This window comes from Microvirga sp. 3-52 (genome assembly GCF_018383585.1).
Classification (GTDB): domain Bacteria; phylum Pseudomonadota; class Alphaproteobacteria; order Rhizobiales; family Beijerinckiaceae; genus Microvirga.
Window position 1 is genome coordinate 52410 of record NZ_JAHAMK010000032.1, and the last position, 23436, is coordinate 75845.

At 60.6% G+C, this 23436-nt stretch carries 24 protein-coding genes and 1 pseudogene; 20 read left to right on the forward strand and 5 right to left on the reverse strand.

The annotated features are described in order from the left end of the window. Positions 1-266 precede the first annotated feature (266 nt). The gene (locus KHP60_RS20035) at positions 267-965 is read left to right on the forward strand and encodes an IS6 family transposase (protein ID WP_213566069.1); all 699 of its coding nucleotides are present in this window, start codon (positions 267-269) and stop codon (positions 963-965) included. Between the two features lie 62 nt (positions 966-1027). On the opposite strand, the gene gap is transcribed toward KHP60_RS20035, so the two are convergent. Then, the gene (gene gap / locus KHP60_RS20040) at positions 1028-2035 is read right to left on the reverse strand and encodes a type I glyceraldehyde-3-phosphate dehydrogenase (RefSeq protein WP_213566070.1); all 1008 of its coding nucleotides are present in this window, start codon (positions 2033-2035) and stop codon (positions 1028-1030) included. Positions 2036-2192: 157 nt separating this feature from the next. Here gap and KHP60_RS20045 point away from each other — a divergent pair, with 157 nt between their 5' ends. The 10 genes from KHP60_RS20045 (at position 2193) to KHP60_RS20090 (ending at position 9071) form a co-directional block, all read left to right on the forward strand. Beyond that, the gene (locus KHP60_RS20045; protein WP_213566071.1) at positions 2193-2849 is read left to right on the forward strand and encodes a TetR/AcrR family transcriptional regulator; all 657 of its coding nucleotides are present in this window, start codon (positions 2193-2195) and stop codon (positions 2847-2849) included. Between the two features lie 192 nt (positions 2850-3041). Beyond that, a complete protein-coding gene (locus KHP60_RS20050) occupies positions 3042-3845 on the forward strand; it encodes an SDR family NAD(P)-dependent oxidoreductase (protein ID WP_213566072.1) in 804 nt (267 codons plus the stop codon). Positions 3846-3922: 77 nt separating this feature from the next. Continuing rightward, a complete protein-coding gene (locus KHP60_RS20055; protein ID WP_213566073.1) occupies positions 3923-4342 on the forward strand; it encodes a DUF2267 domain-containing protein in 420 nt (139 codons plus the stop codon). A gap of 281 nt (positions 4343-4623) precedes the next feature. Further along, the gene (locus KHP60_RS20060; protein ID WP_213566074.1) at positions 4624-4989 is read left to right on the forward strand and encodes a nuclear transport factor 2 family protein; all 366 of its coding nucleotides are present in this window, start codon (positions 4624-4626) and stop codon (positions 4987-4989) included. Positions 4990-5027: 38 nt separating this feature from the next. Then, positions 5028-5684, forward strand: coding sequence for an alpha/beta fold hydrolase (locus KHP60_RS20065; protein WP_213566075.1), 657 nt, complete (start codon positions 5028-5030; stop codon positions 5682-5684). 364 nt (positions 5685-6048) lie between these two features. Next, positions 6049-6600 (forward strand): isochorismatase family cysteine hydrolase, encoded by a 552-nt coding sequence (locus tag KHP60_RS20070; protein WP_249688956.1) that lies wholly within the window; start codon positions 6049-6051, stop codon positions 6598-6600. A 123-nt stretch (positions 6601-6723) separates the two neighbouring features. Beyond that, complete coding sequence (locus KHP60_RS20075; protein WP_213566076.1) at positions 6724-7038, forward strand: metalloregulator ArsR/SmtB family transcription factor; 315 nt, start codon at positions 6724-6726, stop codon at positions 7036-7038. Next, positions 7035-7556: an SRPBCC domain-containing protein gene (locus KHP60_RS20080; RefSeq protein ID WP_213566077.1), complete on the forward strand. Its 522-nt coding sequence runs from the start codon at positions 7035-7037 to the stop codon at positions 7554-7556. The genes KHP60_RS20075 and KHP60_RS20080 overlap by 4 nt, the downstream gene beginning before the upstream one ends. A gap of 88 nt (positions 7557-7644) precedes the next feature. Beyond that, positions 7645-8268, forward strand: coding sequence for an ATP-dependent Clp protease proteolytic subunit (locus KHP60_RS20085; RefSeq protein ID WP_213566078.1), 624 nt, complete (start codon positions 7645-7647; stop codon positions 8266-8268). 101 nt (positions 8269-8369) lie between these two features. After that, entirely contained in the window at positions 8370-9071 is a 702-nt protein-coding gene (locus KHP60_RS20090; RefSeq protein WP_213566079.1) for an IS6 family transposase, read from the forward strand. Positions 9072-9618: 547 nt separating this feature from the next. Here KHP60_RS20090 and KHP60_RS20095 read toward each other — a convergent pair. The 3 genes from KHP60_RS20095 to KHP60_RS20105 form a co-directional block, all read right to left on the reverse strand. Beyond that, positions 9619-10401, reverse strand: a complete 783-nt coding sequence (locus KHP60_RS20095; RefSeq protein WP_213566080.1) for an outer membrane protein — start codon at positions 10399-10401, stop codon at positions 9619-9621. A gap of 1450 nt (positions 10402-11851) precedes the next feature. After that, positions 11852-12529 (reverse strand): protein-L-isoaspartate(D-aspartate) O-methyltransferase, encoded by a 678-nt coding sequence (locus KHP60_RS20100; protein WP_213566081.1) that lies wholly within the window; start codon positions 12527-12529, stop codon positions 11852-11854. A gap of 102 nt (positions 12530-12631) precedes the next feature. Then, positions 12632-14041 carry a cytochrome P450 gene (locus KHP60_RS20105; protein ID WP_213566082.1) on the reverse strand — a complete coding sequence of 470 codons (1410 nt, stop codon included), beginning with the start codon at positions 14039-14041 and terminating at the stop codon, positions 12632-12634. A gap of 487 nt (positions 14042-14528) precedes the next feature. Here KHP60_RS20105 and KHP60_RS20110 point away from each other — a divergent pair, with 487 nt between their 5' ends. The 9 genes from KHP60_RS20110 (at position 14529) to KHP60_RS20150 (ending at position 21145) form a co-directional block, all read left to right on the forward strand. Next, positions 14529-15281 carry a FadR/GntR family transcriptional regulator gene (locus tag KHP60_RS20110; RefSeq protein WP_213566098.1) on the forward strand — a complete coding sequence of 251 codons (753 nt, stop codon included), beginning with the start codon at positions 14529-14531 and terminating at the stop codon, positions 15279-15281. A 26-nt stretch (positions 15282-15307) separates the two neighbouring features. Then, positions 15308-16210 (forward strand): NAD(P)-dependent oxidoreductase, encoded by a 903-nt coding sequence (locus KHP60_RS20115; protein ID WP_249688957.1) that lies wholly within the window; start codon positions 15308-15310, stop codon positions 16208-16210. A 16-nt stretch (positions 16211-16226) separates the two neighbouring features. Continuing rightward, complete coding sequence (locus KHP60_RS20120; protein ID WP_213566084.1) at positions 16227-16910, forward strand: amino acid ABC transporter permease; 684 nt, start codon at positions 16227-16229, stop codon at positions 16908-16910. A gap of 10 nt (positions 16911-16920) precedes the next feature. Beyond that, the gene (locus KHP60_RS20125) at positions 16921-17589 is read left to right on the forward strand and encodes an amino acid ABC transporter permease (protein ID WP_213566085.1); all 669 of its coding nucleotides are present in this window, start codon (positions 16921-16923) and stop codon (positions 17587-17589) included. A 1-nt stretch (position 17590) separates the two neighbouring features. Further along, positions 17591-18346 (forward strand): amino acid ABC transporter ATP-binding protein, encoded by a 756-nt coding sequence (locus KHP60_RS20130; RefSeq protein ID WP_213566086.1) that lies wholly within the window; start codon positions 17591-17593, stop codon positions 18344-18346. A gap of 34 nt (positions 18347-18380) precedes the next feature. Next, complete coding sequence (locus KHP60_RS20135; RefSeq protein WP_409366305.1) at positions 18381-19172, forward strand: transporter substrate-binding domain-containing protein; 792 nt, start codon at positions 18381-18383, stop codon at positions 19170-19172. 65 nt (positions 19173-19237) lie between these two features. Then, entirely contained in the window at positions 19238-19684 is a 447-nt protein-coding gene (rpiB, locus tag KHP60_RS20140) for a ribose 5-phosphate isomerase B (protein ID WP_213566088.1), read from the forward strand. A 33-nt stretch (positions 19685-19717) separates the two neighbouring features. Then, positions 19718-20623 carry a ribokinase gene (locus KHP60_RS20145; RefSeq protein WP_213566089.1) on the forward strand — a complete coding sequence of 302 codons (906 nt, stop codon included), beginning with the start codon at positions 19718-19720 and terminating at the stop codon, positions 20621-20623. A gap of 171 nt (positions 20624-20794) precedes the next feature. Further along, positions 20795-21145 carry a hypothetical protein gene (locus tag KHP60_RS20150; RefSeq protein WP_213566090.1) on the forward strand — a complete coding sequence of 117 codons (351 nt, stop codon included), beginning with the start codon at positions 20795-20797 and terminating at the stop codon, positions 21143-21145. A 633-nt stretch (positions 21146-21778) separates the two neighbouring features. Here the strand turns inward: KHP60_RS20150 and KHP60_RS20160 are convergent. After that, a pseudogene (locus KHP60_RS20160) lies at positions 21779-23367 on the reverse strand (IS1182 family transposase). Between the last annotated feature and the right edge of the window lie 69 nt (positions 23368-23436).

The following is a 23436-nucleotide window of genomic DNA, read 5'->3' on the forward strand; positions in this document are numbered from 1 at the left end:
GAAGTATGTGACGTTAGAACTGCCAAGGTCAGCTCAGTGTCAGGAGACGATTACGCGTGCCCTCGCAGGAACGTTCGATGTGTTCGCCTGAGCAGACACTCGTTCTACTCTCGAGCGGCGCCTTAGCCTGCATGAAGTGCGAAATGGCCTATGCCGGGAGGTAATTGTCCGGCATTAGGTAGCAAAGGCCACCAAACGCTTAACTCGGCTCCGTTGCATTAACCTTGGCGGGTTAGGAAAGGGCGACTACCTGAGGAGCCGTCCTGTTGTCGATCTTCAAGCGCCGCCGCTTTCCGGTCACGATCATCCTGCTGTGCGTGCGCTGGTACTGCAAGTATGGGATCAGCTATCGCGATCTCGCCGAGATGATGTCCGAGCGCGGTGTCGCCGTTGACCCATCCACGATCTTTCGATGGGTTCAGCGTTATGCTCCGGAGATCGAGAAGCGGATCCGACCATACCAGGGACATCGTTCAGGATCATGGCGGGTGGATGAGACCTATGTACGAGTGGGCGGACGCTGGCGGTACTTGCTTCGCGCCGTCGACAAGCACGGTCGGTTGATCGCCTCCATGCTGTCTGATCGCCGAAATACCAACGCCGCTTATCGGTTTCTGCGTAAAGCCATAAAGGCGATGAGCCACTATCCAGCATCCTCCATCACGACGGATAAACTGGCGTCGTATCCCATGGCCATCCTGCGCCTGCAGAACGAAGGGCTGCTGCCGAACGATGTGGTACACCGCACCTCGAAATATCTGAATAACATCCTTGAGGCGGATCATGGCGCGCTCAAGCGTGTGATCCGGCCGACGCGCGGCTTCCAGAGCATGAAAACCGCCGCCGCGACCCTGACGGGTTTTGAAAACATGCGCATGATCCGCCGCGGCCATTGCATCCAGCGGGAACGTCGAGCGACAGGCGAAATCCGGCTCGTCAATCAGCTCTTCGGTCTTGCTGCCTGAGCGGCCTGTTAAACTGAGTCCGTTATGCCGCTTTCAAGTTACTGCAACGGTGCCAACGAAGCCTACTCGGCGCGCGAGATGTGCGCTGCGAGGTCAAGGCAACGGCAGGCATAACCCCATTCGTTGTCGTACCAGGCAACGAGCTTGGTCAAGCCGCCCTTAGTCTGCATGCCGGCGAGCGCGTCAAATATCGAAGAATGTGGATTCCCGCGCATGTCGGTCGAGACGACGGGCTCATCGCAATAGGCGAGGATACCGGCCATCGCGTTTGTCGCCTGCGCCCGGATCATCGTGCAAATGTCCTTGTAAGACACGTTTTCCCTGAGCCGGCACGTGAGATCGATCATCGAGACGTCCGATACTGGCACGCGCACCGCCAGGCCGTTGATCCGTCCATTCAGCTCGGGCACCACCTTGCCGACCATGCGCGCCGCACCGGTGGTCGCCGGGATGATATTCTCGAGGATGCCACGCCCGAAACGCCAGTCCTTGCGAGCCACACCGTCGACCGTGTTCTGGCTCGACGTCGTCGCGTGAACTGTCAGCATCAGCGCTTCTTCAAGGCCGAAAGCGTCGTTCAACGCTTTGGCGAGCGGCGCGACACAGTTCGTCGTGCATGAAGCGTTCGAGACAATCCTTTCGCCCGCATAGTCGGTGGCGTTAACGCCGATCACAAAAACGGGCGTGTCGTCCTCGGGCGGTGCTGAGAGCAGTACTTTGGTGGCGCCGGCAGCAAGGTGTCCCTCTGCCGCCTCCCGTGTCAGGAACAGGCCGGTTGACTCAATGACGAGATCGACCCCTACCTCGCCCCAACAGATCGCGCTCGGTTCCCGCTCGCTGAAGGCCCTGACCGTGCGGCCGTCGATATCAAGCTCTCTGTCCGCGGCAGTTACACTGCCCCAGAAGCGGCCATGCACGCTGTCGTATTTGAGAAGATAAGCAAGATGATCGATTGGCAGCAGGTCGTTGACCGCCACGATCTCGACGCCCTCTCGGGCCATTGCAGCCCGTAGCACGGTCCGGCCAATGCGGCCGAACCCGTTAATGCCGATGCGGATTTTGTCAGTCATCAGTTGTCCTTCTATCAAGGCGGTGGAAAGGCGCACTCTCGGCTCGCCTACGCGGCCCAGAGCGCGACACACGAGTCCATCCGAAACCCGGCGCTTCGAGAGGGATTGCTTTTCACGGCGCTGATTTTTAGACTAACTCGCATAAAAATGTTGCGCAATGAAGTTGTTGCGATATGGTACAAAAATGAAAGATAAATCCGCCCGTGGGCGCCCCCGCCAATACGATGCCAAGGCTGCGCTCGGCGCCGCACTCCTTGAATTCCGGCGTCGCGGCTACACCGCCACATCGCTTGACCACCTATCGGAAGCGACGAAAATGGCTCGGCCGAGCCTTTATGCCGCCTTCGGCGACAAGCGCGCCATCTATCTCCGGGCAGTCGCACAATATGTCGAGGACAGTGTTGAATGCCGGGACAGCGCCCTCTTCGACGAACCCTCGCTTGCAAAGGCGCTTGATCGCTATTTCATGACGCTCGTCGCGATCTTTTCGGAAGGTGACGATCGCCCGCTCGGGTGCCCCGTCCTCAGCGTCATCACCGGCGAGGCCGCAGCCGACCCGGTGATCGGCGCGGAACTGTTTACCGCTCTCGGACGCACTGACGCACGGTTCCGTGAGCGGATCGCGGCGGCGCGCGATGACACTCAGTTGCCGCCCGCGACCGACATCGATGCAGTCGCCGACATGCTCGCCGCCCTGCAGCACAGCCTTGCAGCCCGCGCCCGTGCCGGTACGGCCCGGCCAGAACTAGAGCGCATCGCACGCAGCAGTATCGCCTTAATCCTCAAGGCAGCGGGCGCCACTGCCTTGTCATAGGAGCCACAGCCAGTCGGCAGTCGCCCTAAGCCTCGAGAGGAGCCTATCGGGAAGGCGTCGGGCCGATACGGCAACATCCGCTGCCGGGTTACCTGGCTCCGGTTCGATTACCTGTGGGGTAATCGATCATGCTTGAACGTTGCTCTAGCTTCCCGGGCATATCGTCGATGGGACGAAGATAAAGGATAAACGATGAGTACCCTCAATAGCCTTTCTGTCGGTGCCAATGAGCAGGCTGGAGGTAAGGTACTGGCGGGCCGCGTTGCGCTTGTCACGGGTGGAACCAGCGGCATTGGGGAGGCGACCGCTCTTGCTTTTGCTCAGGTCGGAGCCAGCGTTGTAATCAGCGGACGCCGGCGTGAAGTCGGAGATGGGATCGTCGCGTCGATCGTTGCCGCAGGAGGCAAGGCTCACTTCATTGCGTGCGATTTAAAAGCGCCCAGCGACGTTGAGCAACTGGTTCAGGGCTGCCTTACCCGCTTCGGGGCCCTCGACATCGCGTTCAACAATGCAGGGGTTCTGGGCTCTCCCAATTTGATCGCTGACGAAACCGTAGAGAACTACAACGAGGTCTTTGAGACCAACGTTCGTGGCACGCTTCTGTGCATGAAGTACCAAATGGCCCACTTTATTGGGCAGGGATATGGCGTCATCGTGAACACGACCTCGGTCTATGGCGCAGTCGGCTTTCCCCAATGTGGGTCCTATGTTGCGGCCAAGCATGCGATTGAGGGCCTTACAAAAGCCGCTGCGCTGGAGGGGGCGCGGCATGGTGTGCGGGTCAATGCCATTGCGCCAGGCTACACGAGAACCAGTGTTCGCTCGCACCTCGACCTCGGTGCCGACGTCGACCAATACATGATTGGCCTTCACCCGATCGGCCGCATCGGCGAGCCGTCTGAAGTGGCCGCGGCTGCGGTGTTTCTCGCCTCGGACAGCGCAAGTTTTATCACAGGAGCCAGTCTTCCGGTTGATGGCGGCTACCTGGCTCAATAGTCAGAGCAGAGCCATAACAGGTTGAGGCATCTGAACTGGCGATCGCAACCCAACTATAAACCTGCCAGAGAGCCATCATGACCATCCCAACGGATCTTCAGCATGCTTCAGAAGACTTCGAGAGGTTTCTCGTTGATGCGCGAGATCTCTCCGGACTCGCGACACGCAATCAGGTGTATACGATGGTGCAGGCTGTCCTACAAACCTTTCGCCGGCGGCTGGATGTGAAACAAACAATCAATTTTGCCAACGTGCTTCCTCCCATTCTGAGGGTCATATTTCTCACGGACTGGGACATCGATGAGCCGAGACAGCCATTCGGAGACCGTCGGCTCATGGCAGCGGAAGTGCAGGGGCTGCGGGCAGACCACAACTTTGCGCCTGACACAGCCATCAGGGACGTTGCCCTTGCCTTGCGAAGGCATATTGACGAGGAGGCCTTTGATCGCACTCTCACGCAGCTGCCGAAGGGCGCTTCGGAGTTCTGGTCGATTTGAGATCCGGAGCCGTCGCTTGCTCAAAGTTCGGCACGGACGCTCCCACAGATGGAGCTCAACAGCGCGATCACATCATGCCATCCCGGCCGCGCGACTGACTTCGAGGCATCTAGGTCTGTTGTGCCGGTCAGCAATCAACCTGAGCCGATGTAGTGAGGCTGACGCCCTGGCCAGCGGGCCAGCAGATCATCTCATTACCTGAGGCGTAATCGACGCCATACCGTGCCTCGGCCATGGTGCTCACGCCGGGGCGGATCCCACCATCCACCAGGAGACCTCCTATGACAGACGCTGCCTCGATTGCCACTCGCTACGTCGCCCTCTGGAACGAGACTGATCCGCAACGTCGTAAGGCCCTGCTGACCGACCTCTGGAGCGAGAGCGGCACTTACCTCGACCCGCTCATGCAGGGACAAGGCCATGATCAGATCGATGGCCCGATTGCGGGCGTGCACGCTCGGTTCCCTGGTTTCCGCTTTGCTCTCCTGGGGAAACCCGACGGCTACGGCCACCAGGTGCGCTTCTCATGGCAGCTTGGTCCTGAGGGCAGTGACGGGCCCATCAAGGGCACCGACTTCGCCACTCTCGAGGATGGGCGCCTGAAGAGTGTGGTCGGTTTCCTCGATCAGGTACCAGCTGCCGCCTGACCCAAGTGTCGTGTTCTACAATGACAGAGGCTGAGCCGATGATTGCCGCCACAGAGGCCCACAGTCTGGGCCCGAACACCATCATGACCGCACAAGGTGCTGCCTTGTTCTACCGAAATTGGGGCGCGGGTGACCCGATCCTGTTCCTTGCTGGTTGGGCGCTCGTCTCAGGCATGTGGGCTTACCAGATGGAACCCCTGTCACGACAAGGATTCCGCTGCGTCGCCTATGACCGGAGAGCGCACGGGCGCTCAAGCGACCCCGGCCGGGGCTACGACTACGATACGCTCGCGGACGATCTTGCGGATGTCATCCACGCACTGGGACTGGAGAACGTCACGCTTGTCGGACACTCCTTGGCCAGTGGCGAGATCGTGCGATACTTGACTCGGCATGGCTCGGGCCGAGTTGCTCGGGTGGTGCTGGTCGCGCCGGCGGCGATCCCGTACTTGCTGCAAGCGGATGATAACCCCGCCGGAGTCCCAGAGCCGGTCTTAGCGCAGGCACGCAATGCCTTCTTAAGGGATTTCGCTGGCTGGGCGGAGGCGAATGCCGAGCCCTACTTTGTGCCTGGCACCTCGCGGGCCATGATCGAGTGGACCGTCCGGATGATGACCCAGACTTCGCTGCAGGCGGCTGGCGAGTTGAACCGGATCCTGGTGAAAACCGACTTTCGGCCGGAGCTTACGTCATAAGACGTGCCGGTATTGATCCTGCATGGCGACTGCGATGCCTCGGCACCACTCGCGCTCACCGGACGCCCTGCCGCAGCCTTGATCCCTCAAGCCCGTCTGGCGGTATATGAGGGTGGCCCGCACGGGCTATATTTCACCCACAAAGAACGCCTGAACAATGATCTTGTGAGCTTCATTCGCGAACAATCTAGGTAAGCTGGCTCCTAAATGCCGTTCCAGACCATGCCAGCCGATGATTTTCATAGTCGACGCAAGCAGATCGCCTTGATCTAAACGGTTGATGGCTGTCCAGCGGCCCAAGCGATTCTACCCAAGCCGTCACACCCGACGGCCTTGAATTCAAAGCAAATTTTGGAGGATACGGATGCCAATCGATTTCCAGGACAGCTACATTGATAGAGCGGCTCTCGTTATTATGCACTATCAAGTCGACGTGTTCGATATCCTCTTCGGTAAAGAACCATCGCCCTTGCTGGAGCGGTGTAACGCTCTGATCCAGCGCTGGCGCGTCACTGGCCGTCCGGTGCTGTTCCCCAATTTTTCGCTCGGCGAAGAGTATGAACATGCGCCGCCAGCGACTAACCGCCAAATTTCACCCTATTTGTCGACCGGCCGCTTTCGTACTGGTATGCCTGTTGAAGGGCTTGCTATCGAACGAGGCGACCTTTTCTATGCATGCCCGCGGGCTAGCGTCTTTTATGGCACGTCGGTAGGCGCCGACCTTCGGACTCGCGGCGTAAGCACCCTCGTGATGGCCGGGATCAGCACGACCGGCGTTGTTCTTTCAAGCGTCGCCTGTGCCTGTGATGAGGACTATGACGTGCGCCTGGTCGGAGACTGCTGCTATGACCCGGATCAGAATGCCCACGAAGCTCTCTTTCGCTCCGGATTCGGCGGACGCGTACAGGTCGTGTGAAGCCGAATTGCAACCTCATCAGGTTGCCGTGACATGCCCTGTTCCAAGCCCCCTCCCCTCACGCGAGACCCCAATCCGGGAAAGGGGTTGCACAAGATATAAGTGTCAGCTTATATGTTGTGCATGATTGAGGCCGAGCTGTTCCGTGTCCTTGCCGATCCGACCCGCCGAGCTCTGTTCGAGCGGCTGGTCGCGCGTGAGATGAGCGTGTCGGATCTGAGGGAGGGGTTCTCCGTCTCTCAACCAGCCATTTCCCAGCACTTGGCGGCGCTGCGAGCTGCTGGCCTTGTAGAGGAGCGACGGGAGGGCCGGTTCGCCTACTACCGCGCCAATCCTGAAGCGTTGGCTCCGCTGGTCAACTGGGTCGACACTTACAGCACCTTCTGGCCGAAGCGAATTGAGAGACTCAAGGATCTACTGAGGAGGATGGATCAGTGACACAGCCCATGGGACCCGATGCAACGGACACGGGGATCATCATCGAATGCGACTTGGAGCAACGCCCCGAGCTCGTGTGGCAGGCCTTGACGGACCCTGATCTCGTCACTGAGTGGCTCGGACCGAACACCTTGCGGCCTGAGATGGACACGAGGTTTACGGTGCAACTCGAGCCAGGGGAAGGCGGACCGGTCACCTGCCAAATCCTAGAAGCTATTCCTTATGAGCGCCTGTCTTATTCCTGGGTGAGCCCAGGGGCAACTCCGGAGGAGCCGCTCAATACGGTTGTGACCTTCGAACTCACCCGTACGCCAGGCAATGGCACGCGCCTGCAGCTCACCCACGACAGGGGCGACGTCCATATGCCTGCACAGCCTGTAGCAATGACAGCAACTGGGCGTACCCTCAGCTGTATCAGGCCGCAGGGGCGCATGTATGGCCGTAAGATCCAAGCTCGTTCCAGCCTGTTCGTCCGCCGCTCTCTATTGATTGCAACCTCGACGCGTCGAGCAGCCTAACTCGCACATCACTGACGTTCGTCCAATAGCCCGTCTGGAAAAGCCCGAACGGGGGTAGCGAACACATGCCTGGACCTTGGAGGCTAAAATGAAAAACCCGATCAGCGTCTACAACAACACACTTGTCCCTATGGTGATTGAGCAGTCGAGCCGCGGCGAGCGCTCGTTCGACATCTACTCCCGTTTGCTGCGTGAGCGCATTGTCTTTCTCACAGGACAGGTGGATGATACTTCCGCTTCTCTCATTGTAGCCCAACTGCTTTTTCTCGAGGCTGAGAACCCGAACAAGGAGATCTCCTTCTATATCAACTCACCAGGAGGGGTCGTTACATCTGGGTTCTCGATCTATGACACAATGCAGTTTATTCGCTGCCCAGTGTCGACGCTGTGTGTCGGACAAGCGGGATCCATGGGATCGGTTTTGCTGGCAGCGGGTGCCCCCGGGCAACGGTTCTCTCTGCCGAACAGCCGCATCATGGTGCACCAACCTTCCGGCGGCTATCAGGGGCAGGTCACAGACATCTTAATCCATGCCCGCGAAAGTGAGGAACTGAAACGGCGAATCATTGAGGTGTATGTCCAGCACACACATCAGGACTTCGGTACTGTTGAGCGTGCGCTCGACCGGGACAACTACATGTCGGCCGATCAGGCCAAGAACTTCGGTCTTATCGATGAAGTCCTCGCCCAACGACCCGAGAAGCCAGAGTGAGGGCATGCACATGGACCCGATGGCGTGAATTTTGTGTAACATTTTCTTGGGTGATGTCACAGTAACTTTTGGTCAGAGGCTTATGGCTTAAGAGCGGCGGCATGAGCAATTCCGTCAGCTATAAGCGCCATCGGTTCCCACCTCAGATCATCGCCCATGCCGTTTGGCTGTACTTCCGGTTTCCCTTAAGCCTGCGGCTCGTGGAGGAGATGCTGCTCGAACGCGGCATCGTTGTCTCCTATGAGACGATCCGGCAATGGGGAAAGAAGTTCGGTCCGGAGTATGCCCGGCGCCTCCGGCGCAAGCAACCGCGCCCGCATGATGTCTGGCATCTGGATGAGGTGGTCGTCAGTATTGCGGGTAAGAAGCACTGGCTGTGGCGCGCTGTCGACCAGGATGGCTATGTGCTCGACGAGATCGTCCAGGGCCGGCGCAACACCAAAGCGGCCAAGCGCTTGCTGACTCGACTGATGAGAAAGCAGGGCATGGCGCCGAAGCGCATCGTCACCGACAAGCTGCCCTCATATGGGGCCGCCATCAGGCAGGTCATGCCAACGGTCGGGCACCGGTCCCATAAGGGTCTGGACAACAGGGCTGAGAATTCGCATCTCCCGCTGAGGAAGCGGGAGAGAGTGATGCAGGGCTTTCGATCTGTGGCAGGCCTGCAGCGGTTCACCTCAGTCTTTTCGACTGTCAGAAATCTATTCGTTCCATCCCACTCACACCAGTCTGCCCTCGCTACCCACCTTCACCGTCTACAAACCATGGCGGCATGGAAAGCCGCGGCGGGCGTGCTCGTGTGAAACCAGCCAAGCAAGCCCGCTTGCGGCTTCTTCAGGTTACCGTGACATTGCCCTCAGGCGTGCCATGAGCTGCTGTTCGGGCGCAATCTTGCGCCCTGTGCTTGGATCTGTCCGCAGGTCACGGTGCGGGCAATGTCTTCCTCCGCCGATGCCTTGGGGATAGGCTTCAGACGGCGGATTGAACCGCTTCATGCAGCGCTCTATGGAGCGCAAGCTGGTGACGATCGTATGCGCCGACGTGGCGGGCTACTCGCGGCTGATTGGGCCCGACGAGGAAGGCACGATCTCGTCTGTCAAGGCAACCCTGCGCCAGGGGTGGCAAGCTGGTCCTGCAACGGCTCCCAAGCAGGAGAGCTCATGTTGCTCGCCGCACTCGGCATCCATGCGACCACCACGCCGGACTGGGCTGCAGATCTCCGGGCTCACCGGCACTTGTCGCCCATGTCCATACTGCCGCTTGTCAGAAAGTCGCACCATTTCTTGGCTCTCAGCCAGCAAAAGGCCCGGGTTGCCCCGGGCCTCGTCAGTTGCTGTTGCTGCGGTGATCTTAGTAAGTGCCGAACTTGAAGTTCAGCTTGGCCCGGGCGACGAAGAAGTCCTGCTCGTCATTGTCCCGCGGCAGGAACACATCAACGGGCGCTTCCCCCACCGGCGTAAAGGTCCCGATGCGGCCATCATTATCATCGTCTTCATCGAGGCTGACCCACAGACCTTCCAGACCGAAGGTGACCGCTGAGGAGCCGAACCAGTTCACCGGCAGAGCCCACTCGACGCCACCGCCGGCCGTCCAGCCGGTGTTGTTGTCCGTGTAGGCCAGACCACCCGTGGCGTAGATCAGGAACTGATCGAAGGCGACACCAGCGCGCAGGCGCACCGTGCCGAACCAATCGGCCGAGTCCTCGAACTCGCCGGGCACAAAGGTGCCGCCGGCAAAGCCGGGCCCCGGGATGAACACCGCATCGTTGTCGTCTGTTGCGATGCCCTGGATGTCGGCCTCAACACCGACCACGAACGAGCCGATCTGGTAGTTGTAGCCGATCTGGCCACCACCGAGGAAGTTGCCGTCGTTCCCATTGCCGAAGTTCAGCGTGCCTCCTACCAAGCCTCCCGGAACGCCAGGGCCGGTCAGCACCACGGTTTCGTTATCGTCGTCCCGCCAGCCCCAGCCGAGGTTGCCACCGACATAGAAACCGGTCCAGGTGAAGACCGGAACAGTCGCGATGATCGGTGGAGGCGCGGCACGCATCGGCAGGTCAGCAGCGGATACGGACGAGACAGCCGCCGTTGAGAGGGCGGTTGCAGCAAGCAGGCCAAGAATACGGTTTTTCATGAGTGTTCACCTTGTGCGAGGAGTCACAAGGGCAGAGTATGGAGGTATAGCCAAGATCGGCTATAGCAAAGATGCAACACCGGGCGACTTTACAGTTCTTGTGTCAGTATCACTGACATGAATACTTGCCTATGATCTTGCTAATACATCGCTCGATTTGACTCAGGCGCGGCTGCATGCCCTACTGGCTGCGTTTTCGGAACCTTCCGAAGGCGAGGAGAAGAACTTAACCCTGCCCCGCAACGGGCAGGGTTTTTTCATGGCAAACGCGTTCGAACTGCCCAGTGCCATGAAGGGTGTTCTGCGAATTGCGCATTGTAGATCGCGATACCCATGCCGCCAGTGAGCCGTTCTTGACATAAAGCGAGACTGGACGACCGTGTTGCCGGCCCGGCGATCGTGGAGAGCGCAATGTCGGGTTTGTCCATCCGGTGTGTCGGCGCGCTACTATGCCGTGTCGCCGGAATCGGGGCCGAAGGACCTCGGAGTGCCGGCCAGCCTGACGCTCTTGTTTCCGAAATAGGCAGAACGGCTAGGTTCGATCGCGCGAAGAATTGCCGTAACCCTGCCGCTGTCTGGTTCCGTCAAATCGTCCAACGCTCCATTCGGGGGATGTCACTTTTCGGATCGCAGCCCATCTGAGGAACGGAATGTCCTGAAGGGTCAAGCAGTCTATCGGAGAATGCATAGGCTGGGGCGCTTCGGGTGTTCCGCCTGTGTTCGAGATGACGACAGGCGGGAACAGGCAACATTCGATGGGAGACCTCAACGTGTCGCCGTTCGCACCGGATGTCTTACAGCGTCAGAGTGGCGCTGTGCCTCATGGCTGCCAGCGCGAGTGCCGCGACCACCTCGGCCTTTGATCGGTATGTAGGCGTGTCCTCGGCCTGTGGAACTGTGGTGGAAGGATCCGCTGCGGGGATGTCACATTAACTGAGTATAGCCATTGGGCTGCCCGTCGAGGTCAGCTTCTGCACAGCCCAAGTCGTTGATCTCCCTCGGCGCAAGTTTTCTGCTTGACGAGTACAGGGCAGTATTCGCCGTTAATGTGACATCCCCGGCGCGCCAGCCAAAGACCGATGAGGGCACCCAATGCGATCGCAATGAAGGTCAAGATGCCTATGACGGACTNGCGCGCCAGCCAAAGACCGATGAGGGCACCCAATGCGATCGCAATGAAGGTCAAGATGCCTATGACGGACTCCATGGGGAAGAGATCCTCTTTCCAAGGTCATCGATGCTGACCACATAGGGCAACGGACGCGCAGCGTTGGACGATCGCTTGAGAACGGCTCCTTCTGAACGTCCGGTTACGTGAGGATTGCTGCACTCAGGCTAACGTCTCAGGTGGGTCAGGGGACGACCTTCGGATCGTGGCAAACACGATCAGCGTCCGATGCGAGACTGACACAATTGTGTTTACGTCCCAGTGCGCACCCAACCAGTGGCCTCACGTGATCGTCTCAAGCCGGCTGAACCGGACAGGTAGGAGTTCCTGAACTCTCGTCTGACCATTACCGTCCTTCTCAACGACCGTGAGACGCTGCATCTCTTCCGGACCCAATGGCATCACTAAGCGTCCGCCTGGCTTAAGTTGGTCGAGCAAGGCGGGCGGAGCTTTATCAGTCGCAGCCGACACCAAGATCTTGTCGAAAGGGGCATGCTCACGCCAGCCTCGGGATCCATCGCTATCCCGGATTTCGATATTGGCATAGCCAAGTTGGCGAAGGAGATCCCGCGCGACGCTGGCGAACTCCTCCACAATCTCGATGCTCCAGACACGGCCTGTCAGTTCCGCCAAAACCGCTGTCTGATACCCTAAGCCGGTTCCTACCTCGAGCACCTTCTCGTCTGGTCGCGGAGACAACAGATCGGTCATCAGCGCTACGACAAAAGGCTGCGAGATCGTCTTGTCGAAGCCGATGGGCAGAGGCGTGTCCTGATAGGCATAAGGCGCAAGAGGGACCGGGACAAAGAGGTGCCGAGGTACTTTCCGCATCGCGGCCATCACATGCTCATCCATCACGGCCTTGCCGATTTCATCGCTGGCAAGATCTGCATGGATAGCAATCATCTCGACCATATGCCGACGCAGGATTGCTAAATGGCTCTCGTTCAGCGGCTTCATAACAGTCAGCTTTCATTGCACCACTTGAGATCGATCTGCCTGCACCCGGTTGACCACTCAGAAAGTGCTCAGGACGGGTGCTGGATCGGCCGAGTGGCGCGGCTAGTGCCTCAAGGTCTGCCTTGACTTGTCTTCTAGGCCGACGGCCTCCATCGGTCGCGAGACCAGCCTGACCCAAACCCCACCGTCAGGACGGAGCGTGATGGAGGGCTTCGGCTGAACCGGCCGGTCCGGGAGCCACGCCAGCCGAAACTGTTGGGCCACGGTCGCGAGGATCAGCACCGCCTCCATCATGGCAAACCGGTTGCCGATACAGACACGTGGTCCTCCACCGAACGGCATGTAAGCGAAGCGCGGCAGGTCTTTTGCCAGATTGCCCGCCCAGCGTTCAGGCCTGAAGGCGTGTGGGTCGTCGAACCAGCGCGGATCCCGGTGCATCACCCAAGGGCTCACGTAGACCGTGGCGCCCGCCGGCACGTGGAACCCGCCAATCTCACAATCCGCCAGCGCCTGGCGGCCGATGGCATAGGCGGGTGGGTACAAACGCAGGACTTCGCTCACCACCTGTTCAGTGTAGCGAAGGCGAGGTAGATCATCGACGGTCGGGAACCGTCCTCCCAGGATCCTGTCCACTTCCACTGCAAGCTGCACGTCCACAGCGGGGTGCAACCCGAGGAGGTACCAGGCCCAGGAGAGGGTCAGGGCCGTGGTCTCATGCCCGGCGAGGAGCATGGTGATGACCTCGTCCCGGATCTGGCGCTCGCTCATGGGCTGGCCTGCCTCATCGCGGGCCAGCATCAATTGGGACAGGAGATCGCCACGATCCTCAAGCCTGTCCTGCCGATCAGCAATAATCCGAGCCACCAGCTGGTTCATCCGCTGGACACCGCGCCGGTAGCGGAGGTTGCCTGGCAGCGGAAGAGCATCGGGAACCCAGAACGGGCGTCGGAACCGGACTGAGATCTGCTCCATGACCTCATCAATGGTCCGGCTGACTTCAGCCACATCCTGGCGCGTCTCCGCATCGAACAGGGTCTTGGCGGCGATCTGCAGGGTCAGCGCTATAGCCTCCTGGTGTACATCGAGAACCTGCCCAGGCTGCCATTGCTGGAGCATGCGTCCGGTGTATTGCACCATGGTGTCACCGTAGCGGCTCACCCGCGACACCGCAAAAGCAGGCGCGGCCAGACGCCGCTGCTGGTGCCAGAACTTCCCCTCGCTAGTGAGCAGGCCCTGACCGAAGATCGCTTCGACATGGCGCCAGAAGAAGCGGTGCTTGATGAAGTTCTGGTGGTTTTTGACCAGGACACACTCCACAAAGTCAGGGTGATTGAGGAGCATGGCCGGCCAAGCTGCCAACCGGAAGCTGACGACATCGCCGTAGTGGCGTGCGCATTGCGTGAAGAATCCCAGAACGTCGCGTCCGAGATCGGGCAAACTTCCGAGGAACGGCAGGCCCTTCGGACCCGGAGCCCTGCGCGGCGTGGACGTGGGCGAGACGTGCGTGACCATGGCTCCTCCGCAGCGTCTGAGACCGAGAGGATGAATCATCCAACTCCTCTGTCAACCTGAACGAGACTAATAGCTGCCACCCGGGATCGGCAGTGGAATGGGATTGCGCTTGGATGTGATCAAATGGATCGGGTTCGAGGCAGGGCGCGACGATCCCCTGCCCTTCAAGAACGTCCGGTTCGATGAGGATTGCTGTCGTTGAGCTTAGGTCTCAGGAGTGCCAGGTGCTGACCTTTGCTCGTGTGAATTCGCGATCGATCTCGATCGTCGAGCAACTGCAATCTGCATCTCAAATCTAATTGGTTCAACCTCCATCTGGAGCAGGCGCAGCCGCGTGAGACCTCGCGATTTCCCGGGTCATCCACATCGCAGTCCGGAATCTGAGAGGCATCTCACCTGACATTCCTGAACAGGAGCAGGCAGGACGAGGATTCTTGCTTGACCGAAAGACCGTGGTATGTATTCTGGTCTGACCAAGGTAAAACGAATGACCGCTGATCTAGAAATCACGCGGCTTAGGGAGAGTAGCGGCAAAGGGTTCGAGAAGGTTTTTGCCTTCTTGCGCGAGCGTTTGCTCGCGGGCTCATTGCGACCGGGTGACCGGCTTATCCCTGAACGCGATCTCGCTGCGCAGCTCGGTGTGAGCCGACCGATTCTTCGGGAGGCCCTGCGCGCCCTGACGGTTCTCGGCGTTGTGGAAATCCGCGACCGGGTCGGAACCATTGTCCGCCGCCCGGATCCTTCCGTTCTGAATGACTTTTTCACCTTTGCGTTCGCGCAGCAGTCGGACGTCATCGACGACGTGATGCAGGCACGCATCGCGATCGAATGCCAGGCCGTGCGGCTTGCTGCCGAGCGGGCGACCGTGTCCGATTTCGAGAAATTGCAGCAGGCGCTCGCGCGCATCGTCGAGACGATAGACGATCCCGATGGCGGCAGCGCGGCCGATTTCGACTTTCACCGGGCCGTCGTACACGCAGGCAAGTCAGAGACGTTGATCGTGCTGCACAACTCGCTGTCGGGCATCCTGATGCGCTCCCATCGAAGTCGCCGGGAGCTTCTTCAGGCTTTCGACTCCATGAAAACCTACTTGATCGAGGATCATCGCCGGATCTTTGACGCCATCGTCGGCCGAGACCCGGAGTATGCGGAAAAGGTCCTGCGAGAGCATTTCGCGATCGGCGACGATTTCCGTCGACGCGCCGCGATCGGCGAGTCCGACGCCCGGAACGCCTCATGATACTTGACCGAGAACAGGAAGACACGATGGGACGGAACGAACAGAACGCGACGGTCGGCTTTGTCGGCCTGGGGACGATGGGGCGCGAGATGGCGCTCAACCTGCTCAAGGCCGGATTTGCAGTCTGCACCTATGACGTGCGCAAGGAGGCCGTCGACGACCTCGTTACCCAAGGTGCCACCGGCGTTGGGAGTCCTGCCGATGCGGCCCGCGACGCAGACATCGTCATTTCCATGCTCCCCGACACGCCGCAGGTTGAGGAAATCATCTATGCTGAAGGCGGCCTCTTGGCGTCACCGCCACGCGGCCGCCTCCTCGTCGACATGAGCACGATCTCCCCCGTCGCCGTCCGGCGCATGCATGCCGATCTCAAGGCCGCCGGCGTGGAATTCCTTGATGCGCCCGTGTCCGGTGGCCCGGTCGGCGCCAAGAATGCCTCGCTTTCGATCATGGTCGGAGGCGACAGGGACTCCTTCCTGCGTGCCGAGCCGTACTTCCATGCCATGGGCACGACGATCACTCATGTCGGCGAGGCTGGAGCCGGGCAGACGGTCAAACTCTGCAACCAGCTCGTCTGTGCCATCAACATCCAGGCCATCTGCGAGGCGCTTGCGCTCGGCCGCGCCTCCGGCGTAGACCTCGACCAGCTCCGCAATGTGCTCCTGGGCGGCTCGGCCGCGTCCTGGATGCTCGACAAGCTGGGGCCGGCAATGATTGCAGGGGATGCATCCGCCGGTTTCCGCATCGACCTGATGCTCAAAGACCTGCGCCTCGTGCAGGAGCAGGCTCTCTCGCTGTCAGTTCCGCTGCCGGGCACGGCACTCGTCACCAGCCAGTATGTCGAGGCGCGTGCCCATGGTGAAGGCACGAACGGCAACCAGGCTCTCTTCCGGGTCTACGACCGGATGACGAACCAGGCTGCAACCTAGCTCGGGGTCACCTGCGATGAACCTCAACTTGGATTTCGCCGCGATCCTCGAGCGATGGCCGGCCTTCCTGGGCGGGGCACTGCTCACTCTTCAGCTCGCCTTCATCGCAACGGTGCTCGGCACGTTGATCGGCGTTCTCGGGGCTATCGGACGACGCAGTAACCATCCAATGATCTCACGCATTTGCGGCATCTATGTCGAGGCGATCCGCAACACGCCGCTTCTGGTCCAGATCTTCCTCGTCTATTTCGGCCTCGCCAGCCTGGGGTTGAGGTTCTCCGCCTTCACGGTCGCCGCAGCGGCGCTCACCATCAATGTCGGAGCCTACACGACCGAGATCATCCGCGCAGGCTTCGACGCTATTCCCCGCGGTCAGATCGAGGCCGCCGAAGGTCTGGCATTGTCCCGCGCCCAGATCTACTGGCACGTCGTCATGTGGCCGGCGATCGAAAAGGTCTATCCGGCGCTAACGAGCCAGTTCGTGCTGCTGATGCTGGCCTCGTCCGTGACGTCCCAGATCTCGGCCGAGGAGCTGACGGCGGTTGCAAACTACATTCAGTCCGACACCTACCGCGCCTTCGAGTCCTATATCCTGGTCGCTCTCGTCTACATCGTTCTGTCGCTGATCATGCGGGCCGGGTTCTGGCTGCTCGGTCTCGTGATCTTCCCGCGTCGTCGACGCCTCGGCACCCCTTTGTGAGGAGGATAAGATGGGCGGTTCCCTCAATGCCAATCACCTGATGTTCCTCGGATACGGTGCACTCTGGACCATCGGCCTGTCGCTCATAGGCCTTCTCGGCGGCGGCGTCGCCGGCTTCATCGTCGCCCTCTGCCGCATCTCGCCGAACCGGACCGTGCGGGTTCTGAGCGCCGGCTATGTCCAGCTCATCCAGGGCACGCCGCTGCTCGTCATCATGTTCCTGACCTATTTCGGCCTGCCGGCGCTTGGCGTGACTGTCTCTCCCCTGATGGCCGCAGGCGCCTCGCTCACGATCTTCGTCAGTGCCTATCTCGGCGAGATCTGGCGCGGCTGCTTCGAGTCCGTTCCGAAGCCGCAGTGGGAAGCTGCCGAAGGGCTCGCCCTCAGCCGGTCCCAGCGGATGATGAAGGTCATCCTGCCGCAAGCCATCCGGATCGCGACACCGCCGACCGTGGGCTTCATGGTGCAGATCATCAAGAACACCTCACTGGCCTCGGTTGTCGGCTTCGTGGAACTGGCACGATCCGGGCAGATCATCAATAACTCCCTGTTCGAGCCATTCCTGATCTACACCATCATTGCCGTCATCTACTTCGTTCTCTGCTATCCGCTTTCGCGCTTCAGTCACCGATTGGAAAAGCGGGGCGGCCCGGCCCGCATCGAACTTGAGGTTGCCTGACATGCACAAGATCACCAGAACAGATAATGCTTCATCGGTCGTCGGCCTTTCGAACGTGCACAAGAGCTTCAGCCCGCTTAAGGTTCTCAACGGCGTCAGCTTCGAGGTCAATCGCGGGGAAGTTCTCGTTCTCATCGGCCGCAGCGGTTCCGGCAAGAGTACCGCCCTTCGCTGCATCGACCGCTTCGAGACCATCGACAGCGGCGAGATCGTCGTGTGCGGCCATCGCGTCAGCGACCCGAAGCTCGATCTGAGAGCGCTGCGCCAGGACGTCGGCATAGTCTTCCAGAGCTACAACCTGTTCCCTCATCTGACCATCGAGGAGAACATCACGCTTGCCCCCTGCTCGGTGAAGGGCATTGCAAAGGCTCAGGCGAAGGAGCAGGCGCGCCGGGTGCTTGCCCAGGTCGGCCTGGAGGACAAGCTCCACCAATATCCTGAACAACTCTCCGGCGGCCAGCAGCAGCGTGCGGCGATTGCCCGCTCGCTTGCCATGCAGCCCAAGGTGATGCTGTTCGACGAAGTGACCTCGGCCCTCGACCCGGAGCTGACCGGCGAGGTTCTGAAAGTCATCGAGGCGCTCGCTGCGGACGGCATGACCATGGTGATGGTCACGCACGAGATGGGATTTGCCAGGGGTATCGCCAACCGGGTGGTGTTCATGCATCACGGCAAGGTCCACGAGACAGGATCTGCCGCGATCCTGACATCGCCCGCAACTCCGGAACTCGCTCAGTTCGTTGGCACCGGGCTCTAAACCATAACCAAGACCTAGGGAGATAATGACGATGATGAAGCGTCCACTTTCCGCTGCCGCAGTCGCAATGACCTGCATGGTAGCGCTCGGCACCACCGCCGCGCATGCTGATCTTCTCGACGACATCATGAAGGCCAAGAAGATCCGCGTCGCGACCGACTTGGCAATCCCGCCGTCCGGCATGATGGACGCCAATCTCAAGCCGACGGGATCGGACGTGGAAACCGCGCAGCTTCTCGCGAAGGACCTTGGGCTGGAGCTCGAGTTCATCCAGACCACCGGCGCGACCCGGATCCCGAACGTCCAGACCAACAAGGCGGACATCATCATCTCGACCCTTTCCGTCACGCCTGAGCGTGCCAAGGTGATCGATTTCACTAAGGCTTACGCAGCTCTGCAATCCGTGGTCGGATGCCTGAAGACCGTTGAGGCAAAGAGCTGGGACGACCTGAAGGGCAAGACGATTGCCGTCTCCCGCGGCACGACGCAGGATACCGAACTGACAAACATGAAGGATCGCAACCTCACCCTCGCCCGCTTCGACGACGATGCCACGATGGTGACGGCTGCCGTATCGGGTCAGGCCGACTGCGTTGCGACTTCCGCGACGATCGTGAACCAGATCGGAGTTAAGAACCCAGCCCGTGCGTTCGAGCCCAAGGTGCTCATCCGCACCTTCGACCTTGCCATCGGTGTCCGCAAGGGCGAGCCGCGCCTGGTCGAGAAGCTCAACGAGTGGATCTCGACTAATCTGAAGAACGGCAAGCTGAACGAGATCTACAAGAAATTCCACGGCAGCGAGCTCCCGCAGGAGATGCGGAGCTGAGCCAGGGAGACATCGGGTGGCGCCCAGCGCCACCCGGCCTGCAACCATAAAGGAAAGGTTACCCAATGCGCGTCGTAATCGGGTCAGATCATGCCGGATGGCCTCTCAAGAACGCGGTGGTCGAGCACGTGCGCTCGCTCGGCCACGAGGTCATCGATGTAGGCTCCTTCGATGACAAGCCCGTCGATTTTCCAGACATCGCCCGCGCACTGACCGGAAAAGTCAAATCGGGCGAGGCCGAGCGCGGCATCATGGTCTGCGGCACGGGCGTCGGTGCGTCGATCGCGGCCAACAAGGTCAAGGGTATTCGCGCTGCTGTCTGCCACGATATCCACTCGGCGCATCAGTCGGTTGAGCACGACGACGTCAACGTGATGTGCATCGGCGCCAAGATCGTCGGCTCCTGGCTCGCACAGGATCTCGTTGAGTCCTACCTGACGGCGGAATTCTCCACCGACGAGGACTGCCGTCGCCGCGTGGAAATGCTCCACGCCATGGATGCCGAAGGCTGATTCCGTCCGGATTGGACAGCAGGCGCGTGCGACATGATCCTTGTCTTCGGTTCCATCAACATCGATCTGGTCGCCCGCGTGGTGTCGATCCCACGGCCCGGCGAGACCGTCCTCTCGCCGCGTTACGAGACCCTTTTCGGCGGGAAGGGCGCGAACCAGGCGGTCGCTGCCGCGCGGGTATCGTTGCCGCATCGGGCGGCAATCGTCGCCTGTATTGGCGATGATGCCTTCGGCCAATCGGCACGCGACAACCTTGCTCGCAACGGTGTCGTGGACAATCTGGTTACCAGCGTCGCAGAGCCGACCGGCTGCGCCTTCATCACCGTCGACGAGCGTGGCGAGAATGCGATTACTGTCGGTAGCGGGGCAAATGCCTCGATCAGGGAAGCGGCGGCCCAGAGTTTCCAGGTAGATGCCGCGACGGTTGCGGTCTTCCAGATGGAAGTCCCCTTCCTCGCATCCCTCAATGTCGCCCGGTATGTGCGTGCAGCCGGCGGACGCGTCATCTGGAACTTTGCACCGGCTCTACCGGCGTTTGCGGCGAGGGATCTCTCGGATCTCCTTGGCGCAACGGACATATTTGTGGTCAACGAGCACGAGGCGATCGCAGCGGCAACACTCCTAGGTTGCAAGACTGACGATTTCAGGAAGGCCGGGTCCCATCTGTCGGGAAGCGGATGCCTTTGCGTCGTCACTGCGGGTGCGCAGGGAGCGTTTGCGTTTCACCCTGAAGGGCAAAGCGAGCGTGCCGAAGCGGAGCCGATCCGGCCGGTCGATACGACCGGAGCCGGTGACACCTTCGTCGGTGTACTGGCCAATGGCCTGGATGAGGCCATGCCCTTCACGAGCGCTCTCAAACGGGCCGTTCGCGCTGCATCCCTGGCTTGCCTTGCCCATGGCGCGCAGGCCGACATGCCGACGCGCGAGCGACTCGGATGATGATCCGCTTGGCTCAGTCGATGGGAACTCAATTGCCAAGGTGATGGCAACGCAAATGGACAGGCGACAGTCACCAACGTCGCAGATGACAGATCGATTTTCTGCTTCAGATCGGGATCCACTCCGCTATCTTTGGCGCGCAGGCCAATGCTGACGGTGCGGAGGAATTTGATGCGAGTGCCGGCAATCGTGTTGATGGGCATTGTCCTGTCAGGCTGCGTTTCGTCACGCGAGCCGCTGTCCCAGCCCGTTCCGCCAGCCAATCTCGGGTCGACACAGGCAGCACCTCCCGTGCCCCCGGCCCCTCTCCCGGCGGGCCTTCCGCCAGGATACACCCGGCATATCACCTACAGGGATGGCAAGTTCACCCTGCCGGACGGCTCGACCGTGCCTGCCGCTTCTAATGGCGGATTCACGATCTCGACCGGGGCCTATATCCCGCCCGACGGAGCAGGCGGGGTCATCCTTCCCAATGGAGCACGATGCATTTCGGACAGTGCACGGGGCTACTTCTGTCCCTGAGGCGTACCTCTTCGGTCGGTTGTTGCCTTCAGGCCAGATAAGCGCGTGCAGGAGGCCGTTCATTCACCGCCGATACTCCTTGGAACGCGGGAGGTTTCGCCTAGGCCATTTGGCGTCAGCGTTGGTCCAGCAACTCACCTTTCCATCAGCCGCTGGCTAGCCTGCATGGTTCTTCCGCCTTGATGCGGGCCAGCCATTTTGGTGGCAATGCGCTCTCTGACACTAACGCCGGTCGCCGCCACTCGAACAGGTTGACGCTCTTCCAGGATGGGTCGGATCATTTCCGCCCGACCACCGGAATGTCTCCTGTGGGTCGAGGCTGTGTCAAAACGCAGATAGCGACCGAGTGAGATCACCTCTGTGGTCCTCTGATCGGCTGGAGCACGAGAGCCAGCGGCCGTTTGGCTCTTCGACAAGGCTGGACGTCAGTCTCCCTGATGTCCGAGCCATCGTGATCAGCTTGGGGTCTAAAGTGATGCCCCCTCAGGACTGGATTGCTGCCAGCAGCGGTCCTGGCCCGAGGATCGCCAGAACCCGCTTCAGGTTGTAGGCGAGCACGTGCAGGCTCATCTCGNTCAGTCTCCCTGATGTCCGAGCCATCGTGATCAGCTTGGGGTCTAAAGTGATGCCCCCTCAGGACTGGATTGCTGCCAGCAGCGGTCCTGGCCCGAGGATCGCCAGAACCCGCTTCAGGTTGTAGGCGAGCACGTGCAGGCTCATCTCGGTGCGCACCCGCTCCAGGGTCCGGGTCAGGAAGTGCGTGGCACCCATCCAGGCCTTGATCGTTCCAAACGGGTGCTCCACCGTCTGCCGCCGCAGGCGCGCCGTCTCCGGTGCCCGGTCGAGCCGCTCCTGCATCGCATCGAGCACATCCTCGTGCTCCCAGCGCTTGATGCGCCGCTGCTTGCCGGTCGTACACTGCTCCTTCAGGGCACANNTCCAAACGGGTGCTCCACCGTCTGCCGCCGCAGGCGCGCCGTCTCCGGTGCCCGGTCGAGCCGCTCCTGCATCGCATCGAGCACATCCTCGTGCTCCCAGCGCTTGATGCGCCGCTGCTTGCCGGTCGTACACTGCTCCTTCAGGGCACACCGCTCACAGCAGGTGGTCCAGTACACGTGCAGGGCCATGCCGTTCTCAATCGACGTAAACCGGCGGGTAAGGCGCTCCCCAGCCGGACAGCGATAGGTGTCGTCCTCAGGATGATAGACGAAGTCCTGCTTGCCGAAGCGACCATCGGCCTTGGCGCACGACGTGAGGGTCTTGGGCACAGAGGGCGTGATGCCGGCTCTCTCGCAGGCCAGGATATCCTCGCCCTTGTAGTAGCCCCTGTCCGCCAAAGCCTCCAGGCTCGGCGTGCCGATGGCCGTCTGCGCCTGCTGGCCCATCACCGATAACTGGCCCCGATCCGAGCCGCTGTTGGTGACCTCATGCGCGACGATCAGATGGTGCTGGACATCCACCGCTGCCTGCACGTTGTAGCCCACGATCCCCGTGCCGATGCCGCGGTTGGTCATGGCACGCGCATCCGGATCGGTGAGCGAGATCTGCTGGTCGGGAGCGGCCAGCACCTGCTGCTCCAGCTCCCGGAACTGCTGCATCTGCTCCTTGAGCACCGCGATCTTGTCCCTGATCCGCCCCGTCTTCTCCTGCGCCAGTTCGCTCTCCTGCCGGTCGGCGGTGTCGAGGGCGGACAGATAGTGTGCGATGCTGGCCTCGACCTGCTCGATGCGCTTGGCGAGTTTGGCTGGCGTAAAGTTCTTGTCGCGCGTGTTAACCGCCTTGAACTTGGAGCCGTCGATGGCCACCACCGCCTGCGAGAACAGGTTGAGCTTGCGGCACAGTCCGACGAACTGGCGACACACCGCCCGGATGGCGGGGCCATTGTCCTTGCGGAAGCGGGCGATGGTCTTGTGATCCGGCTGGAGCTGGCCGGTGAGCCACATCAGCTCAAGGTTGCGTCCGGTCTCCTGCTCGAGGCGGCGACTGGACGGGATACGGTTGAGATAGCCGTAGATGTAGATCTTGAGCAGGGCCGCCGGATGATAGGCCGGACGGCCTGTGGCGTGCGGGACAACGCCGTCGAAGCCCAGAGCGCGCAGGTTGAGTTCGTCGACGAAGACGTCGATCACCCGCACCGGATTGTCCTCGCTGACGTACTCGTCGAGGCAGGCCGGGAACAAGGTGCCCTGGCTGCGCTCCTGGCCTTGGACAAACCGCTTCATCGCGATCCCTCCAGTCCGTGCTCACCTAACCAGATTACCAGATCCCGCGTTTTGACACAGCCTCGGTCA